The 15,468-nt window shown below is 40.6% G+C and carries 13 protein-coding genes; all 13 read right to left on the minus strand.

The annotated features are described in order from the left end of the window. Positions 1–2,490 (minus strand): fimbria/pilus outer membrane usher protein, encoded by a 2,490-nt coding sequence (locus M0M83_RS04460; RefSeq protein WP_248467701.1) that lies wholly within the window; start codon positions 2,488–2,490, stop codon positions 1–3. 46 nt (positions 2,491–2,536) lie between these two features. Then, entirely contained in the window at positions 2,537–3,088 is a 552-nt protein-coding gene (locus M0M83_RS04465; RefSeq protein WP_213912914.1) for a fimbrial protein, read from the minus strand. Between the two features lie 41 nt (positions 3,089–3,129). Continuing rightward, positions 3,130–3,681, minus strand: coding sequence for a fimbrial protein (locus tag M0M83_RS04470; protein ID WP_125892060.1), 552 nt, complete (start codon positions 3,679–3,681; stop codon positions 3,130–3,132). A 389-nt stretch (positions 3,682–4,070) separates the two neighbouring features. After that, positions 4,071–4,553, minus strand: coding sequence for a hypothetical protein (locus M0M83_RS04475; protein WP_213912913.1), 483 nt, complete (start codon positions 4,551–4,553; stop codon positions 4,071–4,073). Continuing rightward, complete coding sequence (locus M0M83_RS04480) at positions 4,543–5,361, minus strand: winged helix-turn-helix domain-containing protein (protein WP_213912912.1); 819 nt, start codon at positions 5,359–5,361, stop codon at positions 4,543–4,545. Before M0M83_RS04480 ends, M0M83_RS04475 begins: the two co-directional genes overlap by 11 nt. 351 nt (positions 5,362–5,712) lie before the next feature. Beyond that, positions 5,713–6,231, minus strand: coding sequence for a 4-hydroxyphenylacetate 3-monooxygenase, reductase component (gene hpaC / locus M0M83_RS04485; protein WP_125892066.1), 519 nt, complete (start codon positions 6,229–6,231; stop codon positions 5,713–5,715). Positions 6,232–6,250: 19 nt separating this feature from the next. Further along, complete coding sequence (gene hpaB / locus M0M83_RS04490) at positions 6,251–7,813, minus strand: 4-hydroxyphenylacetate 3-monooxygenase, oxygenase component (RefSeq protein ID WP_125892068.1); 1,563 nt, start codon at positions 7,811–7,813, stop codon at positions 6,251–6,253. A 522-nt stretch (positions 7,814–8,335) separates the two neighbouring features. After that, positions 8,336–9,226, minus strand: coding sequence for a 4-hydroxyphenylacetate catabolism regulatory protein HpaA (gene hpaA / locus M0M83_RS04495; RefSeq protein WP_102139502.1), 891 nt, complete (start codon positions 9,224–9,226; stop codon positions 8,336–8,338). Positions 9,227–9,502: 276 nt separating this feature from the next. After that, positions 9,503–10,870 carry a 4-hydroxyphenylacetate permease gene (gene hpaX / locus M0M83_RS04500; protein WP_213912911.1) on the minus strand — a complete coding sequence of 456 codons (1,368 nt, stop codon included), beginning with the start codon at positions 10,868–10,870 and terminating at the stop codon, positions 9,503–9,505. A gap of 163 nt (positions 10,871–11,033) precedes the next feature. Then, entirely contained in the window at positions 11,034–11,840 is an 807-nt protein-coding gene (gene hpaI, locus M0M83_RS04505; protein ID WP_125892074.1) for a 4-hydroxy-2-oxoheptanedioate aldolase, read from the minus strand. A gap of 10 nt (positions 11,841–11,850) precedes the next feature. Further along, the gene (hpaH, locus tag M0M83_RS04510) at positions 11,851–12,654 is read right to left on the minus strand and encodes a 2-oxo-hept-4-ene-1,7-dioate hydratase (RefSeq protein WP_125892076.1); all 804 of its coding nucleotides are present in this window, start codon (positions 12,652–12,654) and stop codon (positions 11,851–11,853) included. Between the two features lie 120 nt (positions 12,655–12,774). Further along, on the minus strand, positions 12,775–14,238 hold the full coding sequence (locus tag M0M83_RS04515) for an NAD-dependent succinate-semialdehyde dehydrogenase (RefSeq protein ID WP_125892078.1): 1,464 nt from the start codon (positions 14,236–14,238) through the stop codon (positions 12,775–12,777). Further along, the gene (locus M0M83_RS04520) at positions 14,235–15,461 is read right to left on the minus strand and encodes a Bcr/CflA family multidrug efflux MFS transporter (RefSeq protein WP_248467702.1); all 1,227 of its coding nucleotides are present in this window, start codon (positions 15,459–15,461) and stop codon (positions 14,235–14,237) included. Before M0M83_RS04520 ends, M0M83_RS04515 begins: the two co-directional genes overlap by 4 nt. Between the last annotated feature and the right edge of the window lie 7 nt (positions 15,462–15,468).

The following is a 15,468-nucleotide window of genomic DNA, read 5'->3' on the forward strand; positions in this document are numbered from 1 at the left end:
TTAACGACAAATTAATGTTGGATAGATATCTTGTATATGAATGACATCTGGAATTTGTGTAGTACATCTCTGTTTATTTCCCCAATAAATATTGAGTAACTCTTCAGGCATTACACCAATTATCCAAACAATGCCTTGTTCTCCAACTATCCCAAGCTCAATGTTATTTTTATTACGCACGCTGGCACCAAAAGGAGGGTAAGAACCATCAGCGAGTTTTAATCGAGCAAATGTTTTTTGTCCTTGGATGACATTCAAGCGGCGATAACCGATTGCACCGCGAGTTAACGTGGCGTCCGTTACCGTTTCCAGAGCTTCAATATTGTTGGGCAATTGGCTGGTATTAATCGATGCGGTTGTTTTCCTGTAGCTACTCACATTCGGTAGAGTAGCTAACCCAAAGCGGTTAGTTTTATATACACCACCAGTTAATGGCACATTACTGACCCCAGGTGTTTCCACAACTAGACGAGTTCCTCCATATGCTGCTTGATGCATGGTGATACCTTCTTTTATTAGGGTAACCCCACCATTAATTGACCCTCCAACACTGTGATATTGGTTTGGTACATAGCTGGCATTGGCAGATAATGAAGCTGATGGAAAATTTTGATTTAGGTAGCCACTAAAGTTCATCTGGTCATTTTGGTATTGTCCAGTTTGGTAACCTATATTTAGATTATAGTTACGTTGTTCACTGTAGTTGCTATAGCCCACATTATGAGTTGCAGAACGATTTCCACTTCTATCTCGAGAATAACCTTCAGAAAAACTTAAACTACTACCAAACGTCAAGGGAACCGAAATATATAAATTAATTGCATCATCTCGATATTCTGCTCGCTGAGATCGTGTTATTGATGCTGTTACGTTTAAGTTTTTGAACCCAATTGATGGTAAGTTTAATGCTGTATTTAAATAAGCACCGTATTGCTCTTCAGCTTGGCTATTCCAATAGGTGTTGTAGTGGTAGTTTCCACCAAGAGAAAAATCATCAAAATATTTATTAATATTGACCTGATAGCTCTCTTTATGGGCTTGAGAGGCTAAGCCGGTGCGACGCTCATCGAGTGTTTGTTGCAAAGTACGGTAAGTTTCATCAGAGAACCGATAGCCAGCAAAGGTAATATCAGTTCTTGCCTCATCAAAAGATTTTGAATAACTTAGGCGATAACTGCGTCCTGTTAGAGTGTTATTTAATAAATTAGCATGGGATTGCGTGACATCAAATGATAGGCTCCCAAAAGTAAATAGGTCACGACCAAAACCTGCAGAGAGTGCTTGGTAGTTTTTGGATAAAATAGAACCACCATAAATAGACCAAATATTATTTAGCCCATATGAAAACTCACCAGAGGCGGTGAGATCTCCCTCAAGTTGGCGGCCATTGTAACGCGGTTTACCTGCTGCAAATTTGTAACGGATTTGCCCTGGGCGTGTTAAGTAAGGCAAAGCCGCAGTGGTTATACTGAATTTCTGTTCTTCACCGGTTTCTTCGCGTACAGTGACATCGAGGACTCCACGAATAGAGCTGTCCAATGTTTGGATTTGGAACGGACCTGCGGGAACCGTAGTTTCTAATACGATACGATCACGGCTTTTGACAATTACGGTTGCATTGGTTTGTGCAATACCAATAATTTCAGGTGCATACCCTGTTAATTTAGGGGGCATCATATTTTCATCGGTTTCTAACGATAAACCGGTATATTGCCATGAGTCAAAAATAGAAGAGTAAAAATAGTTTTCACCCACCGTTAAAAGCGACGCAATATTGGTTAATGATCGATACGCAAAAATACGGCTGACGATAGCATCACTATATTGGCTATTATAATTACCAGATGATTTCCTATAGTTAGCTTGGTAGTCAGCTCTAAGTCGCCATGAACTTATATTCAATCCAGTTGTACCATTAACAGAAAGATAAGTTTCTTTGGAGCCACTATTCTGGCGAGTCCAAGAGCTTGTTAATGTGTAATCAAGTAAAAAGCCATTAACCCCATCTTCCCAACGGGTTGGTGGGATCCAGCTTGGGTCGGTGTACTCTAAGTAGCTTTGGGGTAATACTAACGAGAGTGTTAATGTTGATAAATCAACATTTAAAGTTGTTCCTTCTAAATCTGATAAGTCTATACATTGATCATTGTCGCGATATTTAACTAATTGTAATCCTTTATCATTTAATCCTAATTTACTTAGTGTGTTAGATGGTAAACAGATGATATCAAATAGAGTACTTTCTGCTGATATTGAAGAGGCGACCCGAATATCTTGTGCATTACCTAAGCGCTCATTATTAACTTTAAGGGTTAAGTAGTAAGCACCAGGCATAATAAATCCAGCCTGAGAAAATTGGCTAAAGTCAATATTCTCAGTATCTTCAGTATCTAGCATATCGGTATTAAACTCTACAGAAGAGGCCATAGCAGAGACACCAGATAGATAGGAGATAATAATTAAATAGTGAAAAATATTAAATTTAGCCATAGTTTTATCATTAAAGTATTTTCAATTGGTTAATTTCTGTTTTTTATTAGTCGTAAGTTATATTAAATTTAATAATGGTAAAATAATCACCAGGTTCAGCTTCATTATCTAGGGTGTTTATTTCTGTTTCATATTTTAAAAAACTGGTTTTTGTTTTTTCATCAAAATAGATTGAGCTATTTGAAATGGAATATGATTTGTTTGGAGGTAATAAATTATTTTTTTCATCATAAATATAAAGTAACACACCAGTTTTTGGTCCCGATAGTTTAATTGCGTCCATACGTGAGTCTTGTGGCGCAAAAAATTTAATGTTCATTCCTTTGTTATTATTAAATTTACTAATACAGTCATTTAACTTAATATTAAAAGGCTTTCTTGTTTCTGTTTTTTTTTCGTCAGTATTGGTTGTATTTGTAGATGCTGAGTTATAATCAATATATTGATATTGACTATCTGTTCCTATAGAGCATGGAGATGAAACAATATTTCCTTTCAAAAATGCTTCACCGCGAAAATCATTACTTTCTATATTTTCTATATAGGCAGAAGTATAATTAGCGAACAAAGTTATCCATAAAAGATATATTTTTTTCATAAAGAACCTTTTATAGGGAGGGGATTCCCTCCCATAAGGAATTATTCGTAAGTAATTTTAAAGTCAGCAATAGAGTTGAATTCACCTTCTGTTACTGCTGTTGCAGTATCAATACGTTTTGCTAATGCGGTAAATTCTAAAACGTTTTCACCTTTTTTATTACGGATTTGACTCATAACTGATTTAGCTTCATCAAATTTAAAATCCTTGATTTGAATGCCTACGTTACTTGCTGTACCTGTAGTACCTAAAAATTCCTTATTAGCACCTACATAACTTTTCCCGCCAAAGGTAATTTTGATATCCTTAACAGCGACCCAGTTACTGTCTTTATCTTTACTGAATTCATCAAAGTTACATTCTTTTAATTTGATAGAGATATTTTTTTCAGCGGCATTACCAGCTTCTAATGAAGCACGAGAAAGTTGTCCAAAAGGAATTTCTTGTTTTACACTTTCAGATTCAATATTACATGGTGAGTTTACAACTTGCCCGCTAAAGTGTAATTCACCACCGTAGCCATTAGCTAAAGTGGAAGTAGATATAGTTGAAGCAGCAAATAAAAAAGCAATAGAAATTTTATTCAATTTCATAATGTTACATCCTTAAAAAAGTAAATATCTCATTTCAATAGGTCTCTAAATAGAGGGACTGCTATCGAAATAAAAGTTAAATTTGATAATCACAAAACACTTAACGTATTCATCAAATAGTTTTTAGCGTGGTCATTTCGACGAGGAGAATGTTACCCTTAATTTAAGTTTTTCGGAATAAAAATCTTCCGTTTTAATAAAAAACGAAATATTAATCTAATGTTGATTTTATATTAATGTTTTTTAATGTTTTTATTCTGAATTTGCTTTAATTGAAATGTTTTAATGTTTGTAGGTTTAAGGTATTTTAAGGTGATTTAATATGGTGGCGTGTTTTAGAAATAAAAAAAGCATCAAGATATAAAATCTGGATGCTTTTTTTCCACTAATTAGATAGTGCAAATAAAAAGAGGAGAGAAATTCTCTTCAAAAATATAATTTTTATCGCTTAACCTTTTTATTTTTACAAAGTAAAGTTGATTAATTTCAGGTACTCCTCGAATATTGAACTTACCTTTCGCCTGGTCACCGGGATCTGTAAATATATTTTCTACGCGTAAAAAAAAATGATCACCTAAAGTTTCTTTTTTAATTAGGTACTTTCTGGAAATATTATAATTTTCCCCTTCGCTATTGATTCTTCCATTCATAACAAAAGTATGCTGGTCAGGTTTGTTTTCATTAGGAATGACACTAAGCAGATAGTAGCCTTTTAAATCAGAGCGACTATCTGAGATGTTTATTTTTACAGTTGCCCTGCAGTTGGGAATGATGGGAGTATTAATGATGTGATAAGCATATAAACTTACAGAAACCAAAATTATAGCTATGGTTAGTAAGAATAATATTTTTACGGGTGATTTATCTGACATAAAAATTCTCACAGCTCACAGTTGTGTTATCTTTAGGTACAGTAGGGCAGTATGATAAAAACAAAAAGTTATCATATAAATTTTTATCATTGGCAATAATGCCTACATTATAATAAAAAACCGTTGCCGATTTTTTACAGTCGATATCTAGCTTAGTTAGTTCATTTTGAATTGTTTCAAAGCTGATTGTTGTGGTGTCTGGCTTATGATAACTATTTATGTAGCGGATACTGCATTGATCGATACGACCAACTTCAGGATATTCTGTTCGGCTTGCAAAGAAATAACTTTTAAATAGGTATAATAAGCAGAAAATAATGAGTCCAATAAGTGAAATTTCAACATATCGGTTATTTAACATGTAGTTTTTTTTATTTCCAGCCGCTTGGGTTTGAGTACCTTCGAGCATTTCCGATGAAGGGGTTATTTCCAAGTCAGTAGTAAATAATAATTCATCACTATTATCATTTATTTCCTCACGCCCATTCTCAATTTTTAGGCCAGCAGAAAATTTAAACCCAACTTTAGGTACAGTTGTGATAATTTCATCATCAGAAAAAGATGATAAATGGCGTCTGAGTACAGAAACACTACTATTTAGGTTATTATCAGAGACAACTTGGTTATGTTCCTCCCAAACCCTGCGTAATATGGTTTCTCGGTCAACGATATCATGGTTGTTTTGCACTAAAACTAATAACAAGCGATTTAGCGTGGTCGTTAGCTTTAAGGCATCATTAATATCGTCGGTATATAACAGCCCCTGATGACTGTCATAATTAATATGATTATTAATCAAATAGTTCATTTTTAGATTGATTCTATTTATAGTTAAAATATTTATATTATTTGAGTTTATACCTGTTATTTATGTTGTGTCAATTAAGCATATTTGGTGTAATTTTGAACTTGATTAAAAATCAAATGGTTATGTTTTTGTTTACGTATGCTATGTGTAAGAGAGGAAGCGTGGTTTGTTTTTCAGAATAATGCTATTTTTTAATGTTATTATAAAATAGCTAATATAGGTAAAAGAAATTTCAAGATGAAACATTTTATGGGGGGGAAGTTATTAGGTCACTATTATTTTAGTGAAATCATGGTATATAAAAAAATAGCCCCAAAGATAAGAGGCTATTTAATCTAAATACTTTAGCAATTAAGCGGTTGGCTCAAGTATTTGGTGCATAACAGGGTGGAATCTACGTTTGAAATAGACTAAGCCATGGCCTTCATCACGTACAATGATTTGTTTCATTTCAACCATATAGACAGAATGCGTGCCAATATCTTGAACTTGTGTGATCTCACCTTCAAGGTTGGCAAGGGCATTTTTTAACAGGGGTTGCTGTAAAATACCACTTTCCCATACACTCCAGCCGAAACGCTCTTCCATCGTTGAACCTTTCATGCCTGCGAAATGGCATGCGAGGTCTTCTTGTTCATGGCTTAGCACGTTGACACACAGGCGGCCATTCTTTTGAAATACCGCATTCATAGCGCTATTGCGGTTAACACAGACCATCAAAGTGGGTGGCGTATCTGTAACTGAACAGACTGCGGTAGCTGTGATTCCACAGCGACCCTCAGCCCCATCCGTGGTGACGATATTGACTGCTGCACCAAGACTTGCCATCGCATCTCTGAAACGCAGGCGATGTTCATTTTCTAAAGACATTTTGACCTCCTGCTGCCGATTATTTCAGCAGCGAATCTAACTGATTAATATCATTGTTGTTATGCAGGTGTGGACGTTTCCATCCGTGTTGATCGTAGTCTGATAAACAGCGATCAACCATATCTGTCATGGCTTTCATATTGCCAGAACCGTATGCATGACGCAGACATTGCAGGCGAATTTCATCTTGGCTCCCTGCGTAGTTAATTTCATACAGTTCGTGGCGGCCACCAAATTCACTACCGATTGCATCCCACATAAGTTTAAGGATCTTGATACGTTCAACGTGATCCATCCCATTAGAGCCGCGAACATATTTAGCTAAATACTTATCAATTTCTGGATTATTCATATCACGAACGCTTGATGGTAGGTAAATCAGGCCACTTGTCACGTTACTTTCAATGATATTCTTGATTTTGGTGTAAGCCATTGGTGCCATAACACGGTAAGTTTGGATGGCTTGTGTATCTGGTAGATAAGCACCGCCTTCCCATGCTTGCGCTTCAGAGGTCATTGCATCGGTTAATGACCAGAACAGATTGCGCCACGCGACCACTTCACCGAGATCGGCCTGTACACCACGGAAATCAATAACACCTGTACATTCTAAACTTTTTTGTAACAATCCGGTAATGAAGTCTAATTTAACCGCTAAGCGGACACAAGCTTGTAATGGGAATAAACGTGCAAAACCACCTTGAACTGCCCAATTACGTGCACGGTCGAAATCACGATAAATTAGCACGTTTTCCCATGGGATTAACACGTGATCCATAACGAGAATGGCATCATTCTCATCGAAACGGCTTGATAATGGGTAATCAAATGGTGCGCCAGTGGCACCAGCCACTAATTCATAAGATGCACGTGAGATTAACTTCACGCCATCTGCATCCATTGGTGCAACAAACATCAGGGCAAAGTCAGGGTTATCGCCCATCACTTGTGCGGAACCAAAACCGATAAAATTGTAATGCGTCAATGCCGAGTTAGTCGCAACGACTTTGGCTCCACTGACAATAATCCCTGCATCTGTTTCTTTTTCGAGTTTGATATAAACATCTTTCACTTCATCAGCAGGCTTATGGCGGTCGATTGGCGGGTTAACAATCGCATGGTTAAAGTACAGGCCGCTTTCTTGAATGCGCTTGTACCAATTGCGCGCGTTATCTGCAAATTGACCATAATATTCAGGGTTTGCACCTAAACAGCTGGCGAATGCCGCCTTATAGTCTGGAGTGCGTCCCATCCATCCGTAGCTCTGACGTGACCAATCTGCGATAGCGTCACGCTGTTGGCGCAGTTCATCGGCACTTTTAGCGAAGCGGAAGAATTTGTGAGTGTATCCACCGTTGCCTGTGTCGGTGTTCCAGCAAAGTTGGTCATGAGTCGTTTTATCATGAAGCGCATCATATAATTGTCCTATAGAAGCAGCTGAATTACGAAAAGCAGGGTGAGTGGTGACGTCTTTTACGCGCTCGCCATAAATATAGATTTCGCGGCCATCTTGTAAGCTTTTTAAATATTCTTGGCCATTAAAAGGGCGTTTAGCATCGGAACGAAAATCTTCTGGTTTCATGTCTACCTCGTTATCTCACAATGAGGGCTTGCATTGATAGGGCACAAAGGCTGCAAGCTAAATATGTTAATTTTATGTTTGTTTTGTGTTTCTTAATTGAATCGCTTTACGAGGAGGTTTTAAAGAGACTTTCTAAAGGTTCACTGGTACTTTTCGTTGAAAGGCGATTTTTGTGGGAGAAATGTGATCATCTCGATGTTTTAATATTAATATAATGCTTTATGGTGTATATAACGTATTGATTGTAATTGTTAAGTTGGTTTATTTCTATGTTAATGTTGTATTTTGTTTTAGTATGTTATTGTTCTTTTTTTAACCTGATAATTCACTTTTAGTTAAGCACTGTTGGCATTTTTATAAAATTAAAACAAAATGTATAAAACATCAAAAATGTTTTTAAAATGTAAAATATTTTGAGGGGTGATAGTTTGTAGGGACAGAGGAAAGATGGTTTGATATGTAAATAGAGAGGCTTGATGATTTTTTATCTAAATATAAGAATAAAATCACTAAGGATCTCTTTTAATGAATATTTTGTTCTCGCCATAGGCTCGGAGAGCACCCGACTAACCGGTTAAAAAACCGCGCAAAATAGGCGGGGTCTTTGAAACCGAGTTGGTAAGCAATCTCAGAAACAGGGCTATCGGAAAATAACAACATTCGTTTAGCTTCACGTAATATTCGGTCAAAAATCAATCTTTTCGGTGGCCGGTTAGCAAACCGCCGGCACATATCTTTAAGGCGTGACTCTGTGACATCAAGTTTTTTGGCATATTCAGGTACTGCAAGGTGTTCATGATAATGCAAGTCAATAAGCTGATTAAACCGCTGGAATAGACGATGTTCGCCTCTAACCCCCGTTGTTGGGTGTTCATCAAGTGGAATCGAGCGCAGCAGAAACGTAAATAACGCTTGGGCTAAAGAAGCGAGGGCTTGGTCTTTACCTATATAGTTATTAGCCGATTCACGTGCCATCAATGCCCAGTAATGGTTAAAGGTATCGATATCATCAGGTTTATCAGCAACAGATAAACATATAGCTGGAATATCCACTAAGTCGGGATTTGCTGGGTATAACGACCCCAGTAATGGCGTAATTAAATCCTGTCTTACGGTTAATACATGGCCATCAGTGTCTTCTTGAGTGAAAAATGCATGGGCAACGGATGGAGGCGTAAGAATAAATAATGGGGCTTGAACGGAATAGCGCGACTCATCGAGCTGCAAAGTAATATGGCCCGTAACCAAATAGTGCAATTGGAAGAAACCGTCATGGCGATGCGCTTGCATATCACGACCAAAGAAGGCCGCCATATTGCCAAAGGTTTGGTAATGGACGTCGTCGGTGCCTTGGGTTTCGTCGTAGTCTGTACTGATGTCAATATTCGTAATTAAAGTTGAGTTACCCTTCATTCTTCGGCTTGCAGCGTTGTTGGCCTCACAAGCCAACCCTAGTCACATACTTCAGTATGCTCCTAGGGATTAGCTTGCTTGCCGCTTAGCTGCAACTCGAATTGCTCTTCATTCTTTGGCCCGCAGCGTTGTTGGCTTCACATGCTAACCCTAGTCACATACTCGTGTATGCTCCTAGGGATTAGCTTGCTTGCCGCCTAGCTGCAAGCCAAATTATTTTGAGCAATATCCATGGTTATTGAGTTACAGCACTCTAATTTATTAAACCTTACATTTTTAAGGTGTTGCCCTTGGTCTTGAGTTTTTCATTGGGATAGCAATGACTAACAGCGCGCCGACCACCAGCAAACCAGCCACAAAATAGAGGCCTGAGTTAAAGCTACCGGTTTGGTCTTTTAGCCAACCAATTAACAGTGGACTGACGGCAGAACCTATATTACCCGTTGCGTTGATAACCGCAATACCGATGGCACGAGCACGTAAACTGATTGATTGGTCTGGGGTTGTCCAGAACACGGCCATCGCAGTAAATGAACCCGTTGAGGCCATAATAATACCAATTAATTGAATGACGGGATGGCTTGTCATCGCAGCGAGAACCCAGCCGGCAGCCGCAAATAAATACGGTAAAGCGGTATGCATTTTCCGTTCTTGTAATCTATCAGAGCGACGACTCCAATAGATCATCCCGAGAATAGTACAAAATTGTGGGATAGCGGTTAATAGCCCAATCATGGCATTACTACTGCCTTCATTGAAGCTTTGCATGATCTGCGGTGTCCAAATATTAATCGCACTTAATGTATTGGTTAAACAGAAATAAGCAACGGTGTACATCAAGATCACTGGGGTGAAAATTTCTTTCCATAAGCTTTTGTTCTGCAATGCGGTATGGCTTTTGGAGCCATGCGGCTGCACAAGCTCTAGCTGATCTTGGTCCATCATTTCTTGCAGTGTGTCTTTGTCTTCTTGGGTCAGCCATTTGGCTTTCTTTGGCGAATCATCAAGGTAGAACCAAACCAACACACCGAGGATCACGGATGGGAAGCCTTCCAGCAGGAACAGCCATTGCCAACCTTTTAGGTTTAAAATGCCATCCATACCTAGAATATAACCGGATGCGAGTGAACCGAATGCCATGGTGACAGGCATCGCAATCATAAACAAAGCATTAGCACGAGCGCGGAAATAGGCCGGGAACCAGTAAGTCAGATAAACTAAAATCCCAGGTAGGAAGCCCGCCTCTGCGACTCCCACTAACATCCGCAGGACGTATAAGCTCGTTGGCCCTGTGGCAAACATGGTAGCCGTAGATGCGATCCCCCAAAGTACCATGATGGTGGCTATCCAACGGCGAGCGCCAACAATCCCCAACATAATGTTACTGGGAATACCAAAAATCACGTAAGTGGCGTAAAACAAGGTAGCCGCTAAGCCGAACATGGTGGACGTTAGACCGATGTCTTTCCCCATGGTTAGACCCGCAAAGCCAATATTAATACGGTCTAAGAAGGAAAAAACAAATAGCACAAATAAAAAAACAATCAAACGTTTAAATAATTTATTAATTACCCGTTGCTGCGGCTCGGTTAAATTTTTATGTTGTTCAGCAGGGTTAGTGCTTGCAAGTTGTTGATTACTCATATTGTAGGGCCCTCAATTCTTTCTTTTACAGATTATTATAGGTACAAGGGACGAGTAGGCAGTCATGGTGCTGTCTGCCCAATGTTGCGATATTGATTTCTTATTTATCTAATTAAGTTATTTGTCTGTAGGGTTAAAATTAACTTATTTAGAGATAGTGTAATTAATAAACGCTTGGTGTACTTGAAGTCACCTCTGAGACGGTTTTACCAAACTTTGCGGCTAGCGCTTCTGCGGTACGAGCCAGTAGCGTGGTATCAACCCCGACGGCAACAAATAGTGCGCCGAGTTTCAGATAATGTTCAGCCACATCTGGGGCTGCCATCAAAATACCGGGTGCCAAGCCAGCCTCACGAATTTGTAAAATTGCCTTTTCGATTGCGGCTTTGACTTCAGGGTGGTTAGGGTTCCCTGAAAAGCCCATATCCGCACTAAGATCTGCAGGGCCGATAAACACACCATCGACGCCTTCAACTTTTAGGATCTCGGGAAGGTTATTCATGGCTTCACGAGTTTCAACCTGTACTATCACACACATTTCATCATTGGCACGGGTTAAATAATTAGGCACTCGGTTCCAACGGGAAGCACGTGCTAAAGCACTGCCGACACCGCGTATACCCGCTGGTGGATAGCGTGTTGCGCGTACCGCTTGTTTGGCTTGCTCTGCGTTTTGTACCATTGGCAGCAACAACGTTTGTGCGCCAATATCCAGTAATTGCTTAATAATGACCGGATCATTCCAAGGTGGGCGTACCACGGGTTGTGAAGGGTAGGGAGCAATCGCTTGTAATTGAGATAATGTCGTTTGCACATTATTTGGTGCATGTTCACCATCAATTAGTAACCAGTCAAAGCCTGCACCAGCAAGTAACTCAGCACTATATGGGCTGCACAAGCCAAGCCATAAACCAATTTGTGGTTGCCCACTTTTTAGCGCTTTTTTAAATTTATTTTCTAAAATATCCATGCCATTTTCCTTACACGAAGCGGCAGCTAATTGAACCCATATTGCCGTAATCAACGTGAAACACATCACCTTTACGAGCAGGAACAGGGCGTGTAAATGAGCCACCTAAGATAATTTGGCCTGGCTCAAGTTGCACATTATGCGGTGCTAATTTATTGGCTAGCCATGCCACGCCATTCGCTGGGTGATTGAGTACAGCAGCGGCTACGCCAGATTCTTCAATGACGCCATTACGATAGAGCAGGGCGCTAATCCAGCGCATATCCAAATCGCGTGGTTTGATTGGTCGGCCACCTAAAATCACCGCGCCATTCGCTGCGTTATCTGAAATGGTATCGAACACTTTACGTGGTCGATTGGTCTCAGGGTCGATGTTGTGACAACGCGCATCGATCAGCTCAAGGGCTGGGATCACATAGTCAGTGGCGTTATACACATCAAAGATGGTGCAGTTTGGCCCACGTAATGGCTTTGCGAGTACGAAGGCTAATTCAACTTCAATACGTGGCACGATAAAGCGGTCTGTTGGAATATCACAGCCATCATCAAAAAACATATCGTCAAGAAGCGCACCGTAATCAGGTTCATCAATTTGTGAACTTGCTTGCATGGCTTTGGATGTTAACCCAATCTTATGGCCTTTGAGCACACGTCCTTCAGCAATTTTCACGCCAACCCACTCTTTTTGAATAGCATAAGCGTCATCGATCGTCATTTCTGGGTGATCGAGGGATATTTGACGAATTTGCTCACGTGACTTTTCAGCCTGATTTAGGCGCTGTGCGATTTGTGAGATTACATCTTTTTGTAACATGCTGTTAATACTCCTATTCACCTATTCTATTTCGAGAGCAGCGCTGCACTAAAGCGCTTCGCTGCCACTCGAACTATTCAAGGTGTAAATTGAATGCGTACCCAGCGGTACTCAATTTAACTAATTGGAAAGACCACCAAAGCAGAGGTATTTCACTTCCAAATAATCTTCAATTCCGTAGCGTGAACCTTCACGCCCCAGACCAGACTGCTTAATACCACCAAATGGGGCTACTTCGTTTGAAATAATGCCTTCATTGATACCCACCATGCCGCTTTCTAATGCCTCTGCAACACGGTAGATACGACCGATATCTTTTGAATAGAAATAAGATGCCAAGCCAAATTCAGTATCATTTGCCAGAGCAATCGCTTCTTGCTCATCGCGGAATTTAAATAAAGGTGCCAGTGGGCCGAATGTTTCTTCTTTAGCGACTTTCATGGCTTCAGTGACGCCAGTGATAACGGTAGGCTCAAAGAACAGCCCCCCTAATTTTGCCGGTTTGCCCCCAGCGATGACTTTTGCACCGTGGGAAACCGCATCCGCAATATGTTCTGTGACTTTATCGACCGCGGCTTGGTTAATCAGAGGGCCTTGCTGGGAGTCAGCTTGTGTCGCAGGGCCAATTTTCAGCTCATTCACGGCTTTTGCTAAACGAGTTGCAAATTCATCGTAAACGCCTTCTTGGACTAAGATACGGTTAGCACATACACAGGTTTGCCCACTGTTGCGGAATTTAGCCGCTAACGCACCTTGTACGGCTGCATCTAAATCGGCATCATCAAACACGATAAATGGTGCGTTACCACCGAGTTCCAGAGACATCTTTTTGACCGTATTGGCGCACTGTTCCATCAGCAACTTACCGACTCGCGTTGAGCCCGTAAATGTGAGTTTGCGAACAATTGGGCTTGAAGTCATCACGCCACCAATAGCTTTAGCATCCGTACCTGGAACAATGTTAAACACACCAGCAGGAATACCCGCTTCTTCCCCTAACGCTGCCAACGCTAATGCAGATAATGGTGTTTCTGCCGCGGGTTTTAATACCATCGTACAGCCTGCTGCTAATGCGGGGCCGACTTTGCGAGTGATCATGGCATTTGGAAAATTCCATGGTGTAATGGCCGCAACCACACCCACAGGTTGTTTTATCGTCACAAGGCGACGCCCCGGTAAAGGTGATGGGATGGTTTCCCCATACACACGTTTACCTTCTTCTGCAAACCACTCAATAAAGCTGGCACCATAGGCAATTTCTCCCATCGATTCAGTGATCGACTTACCTTGTTCAGCACTGAGTAATTCAGCCAATTCCTTTTGGTTATCCATCATTAAACGGAACCATTTGTTTAAAATTTGGCTACGCTCTTTGGCGGTTTTAGCGCGCCATGCGGGGAGTGCTTTTTCTGCGGCTTCGATAGCTTGTTGGGTCTCTAACGCACCGACATTGCTGACGTTAGCGATAACCGCATTATTTGCAGGGTTAGTGACCTCAAACACACCTTTATTTTGGGCATCAACCCATTGGCCGTTGATATAAGCTTGTTGGCGAAATAATGTAGAATTGGTATTTATGCTCATTTTTCGTTGTTCTCCGAAGACACTGATTGGACTTGTGGGCGGATATTTTTAGCTGATAGCTGTTGGCTAACAAAACTTAACCCGGCACACAGCGCCATAACAAGTGCCATAGCGAATGGGGATTCATCTTGTAATACAGAAACTGCAACGCTGGCGACAGCCGCTAAGGCAAACTGAATGGAAATCGCAAGTGCACTGGCACTTCCTGCGATTTTCCCGCGATGTTGCAGTAAGAGTGACAAACTGTTGGTGCCGATAGCATTGACCATCGATAAGAACAGCACGACTAGAATAACAATTATGGGCAAACTTTGTTGGTAAAATAGGAGTAACAGCAGACCAAACGCTAATTGAAACCCACTTTGCATAGTCAGTATGCGCGTTAAACTATAGGTTTTTAGCAGTTTAACGTTCAGCAACAACATGACAATCATCCCCAAGATGTTACAGCCGAACAGCAAACCATAATGTTGTTCAGAAACACCGAAATAATTGATGTACACAAACGGTGAACCACTAATAAAGGCAAACATACCGGCAAAAGAGAATGCCATAGTGCCAATAATACTCAGTGCTTCTCGGTCTGTGAGCACCTGCGCATAATTCTTGAAGGCGACACAAAGGATATTTTCAGAATCGCGCTGGTGAGTTAGCGTTTCAGGGAGCAAGAAAAAAATCGCACACACCGAAGCTAAGCCAATCAACGCTAATAAGTAAAAAATCACTTGCCACTGAAAATGAACAAGTAAAAACCCCCCTAAAAGTGGTGCCAGTAGCGGGGCTATCATGGTCACAAGTGTCATTAATGACAGTACTTTAGGTAGCTCATGGGCAGGATAAACATCCCTTGCAATCGCTCTAGCCATAACAATGGCCGCTCCACTACCAAAAGCTTGCAGCGCTCGGAATACAATCAAGGTATTTGCGTTGGTGGCTTGTGCGCATAACAAACTGGCAATAGTGAAAATGGCAAGGCCACTTAACAACATTTTCCGCCGGCCAAGAAGGTCACTTAATGGGCCATAAAACAGCATTCCCACGCAGAAGCCAGCAAAAAAGGCGCCAAGGGTGTACTGCATTTGCCCTTGGGTGGCGTGTAATGCCATTCCCATTTGAGGAAGGGCTGGAAGGTACATATCGATAGACAATGGACCGAATGCCACGAGTGACCCCAGTAATGGGATCAAATAGTGCGGTATGTGTTTATCGAAATTTTTAACCATCTTGCCC

This window comes from Providencia rettgeri (genome assembly GCF_023205015.1).
Classification (GTDB): domain Bacteria; phylum Pseudomonadota; class Gammaproteobacteria; order Enterobacterales; family Enterobacteriaceae; genus Providencia; species Providencia rettgeri_E.

Excerpts from the sequence above, each read along its gene's own strand:
- hpaH (WP_125892076.1), bottom strand. The coding sequence starts at position 12,654 with ATGTTACAAAAAGATGTAATCTCACAAATCGCACAGCGCCTAAATCAG.
- M0M83_RS04470 (WP_125892060.1), bottom strand. The coding sequence starts at position 3,681 with ATGAAATTGAATAAAATTTCTATTGCTTTTTTATTTGCTGCTTCAACT.
- M0M83_RS04475 (WP_213912913.1), bottom strand. The coding sequence starts at position 4,553 with ATGTCAGATAAATCACCCGTAAAAATATTATTCTTACTAACCATAGCT.
- hpaI (WP_125892074.1), bottom strand. The coding sequence starts at position 11,840 with ATGGATATTTTAGAAAATAAATTTAAAAAAGCGCTAAAAAGTGGGCAA.
- M0M83_RS04465 (WP_213912914.1), bottom strand. The coding sequence starts at position 3,088 with ATGAAAAAAATATATCTTTTATGGATAACTTTGTTCGCTAATTATACT.
- M0M83_RS04480 (WP_213912912.1), bottom strand. The coding sequence starts at position 5,361 with ATGAACTATTTGATTAATAATCATATTAATTATGACAGTCATCAGGGG.
- hpaA (WP_102139502.1), bottom strand. The coding sequence starts at position 9,226 with ATGAAGGGTAACTCAACTTTAATTACGAATATTGACATCAGTACAGAC.
- M0M83_RS04460 (WP_248467701.1), bottom strand. The coding sequence starts at position 2,490 with ATGGCTAAATTTAATATTTTTCACTATTTAATTATTATCTCCTATCTA.
- hpaC (WP_125892066.1), bottom strand. The coding sequence starts at position 6,231 with ATGTCTTTAGAAAATGAACATCGCCTGCGTTTCAGAGATGCGATGGCA.
- M0M83_RS04515 (WP_125892078.1), bottom strand. The coding sequence starts at position 14,238 with ATGAGCATAAATACCAATTCTACATTATTTCGCCAACAAGCTTATATC.
- hpaX (WP_213912911.1), bottom strand. The coding sequence starts at position 10,870 with ATGAGTAATCAACAACTTGCAAGCACTAACCCTGCTGAACAACATAAA.
- M0M83_RS04520 (WP_248467702.1), bottom strand. The coding sequence starts at position 15,461 with ATGGTTAAAAATTTCGATAAACACATACCGCACTATTTGATCCCATTA.
- hpaB (WP_125892068.1), bottom strand. The coding sequence starts at position 7,813 with ATGAAACCAGAAGATTTTCGTTCCGATGCTAAACGCCCTTTTAATGGC.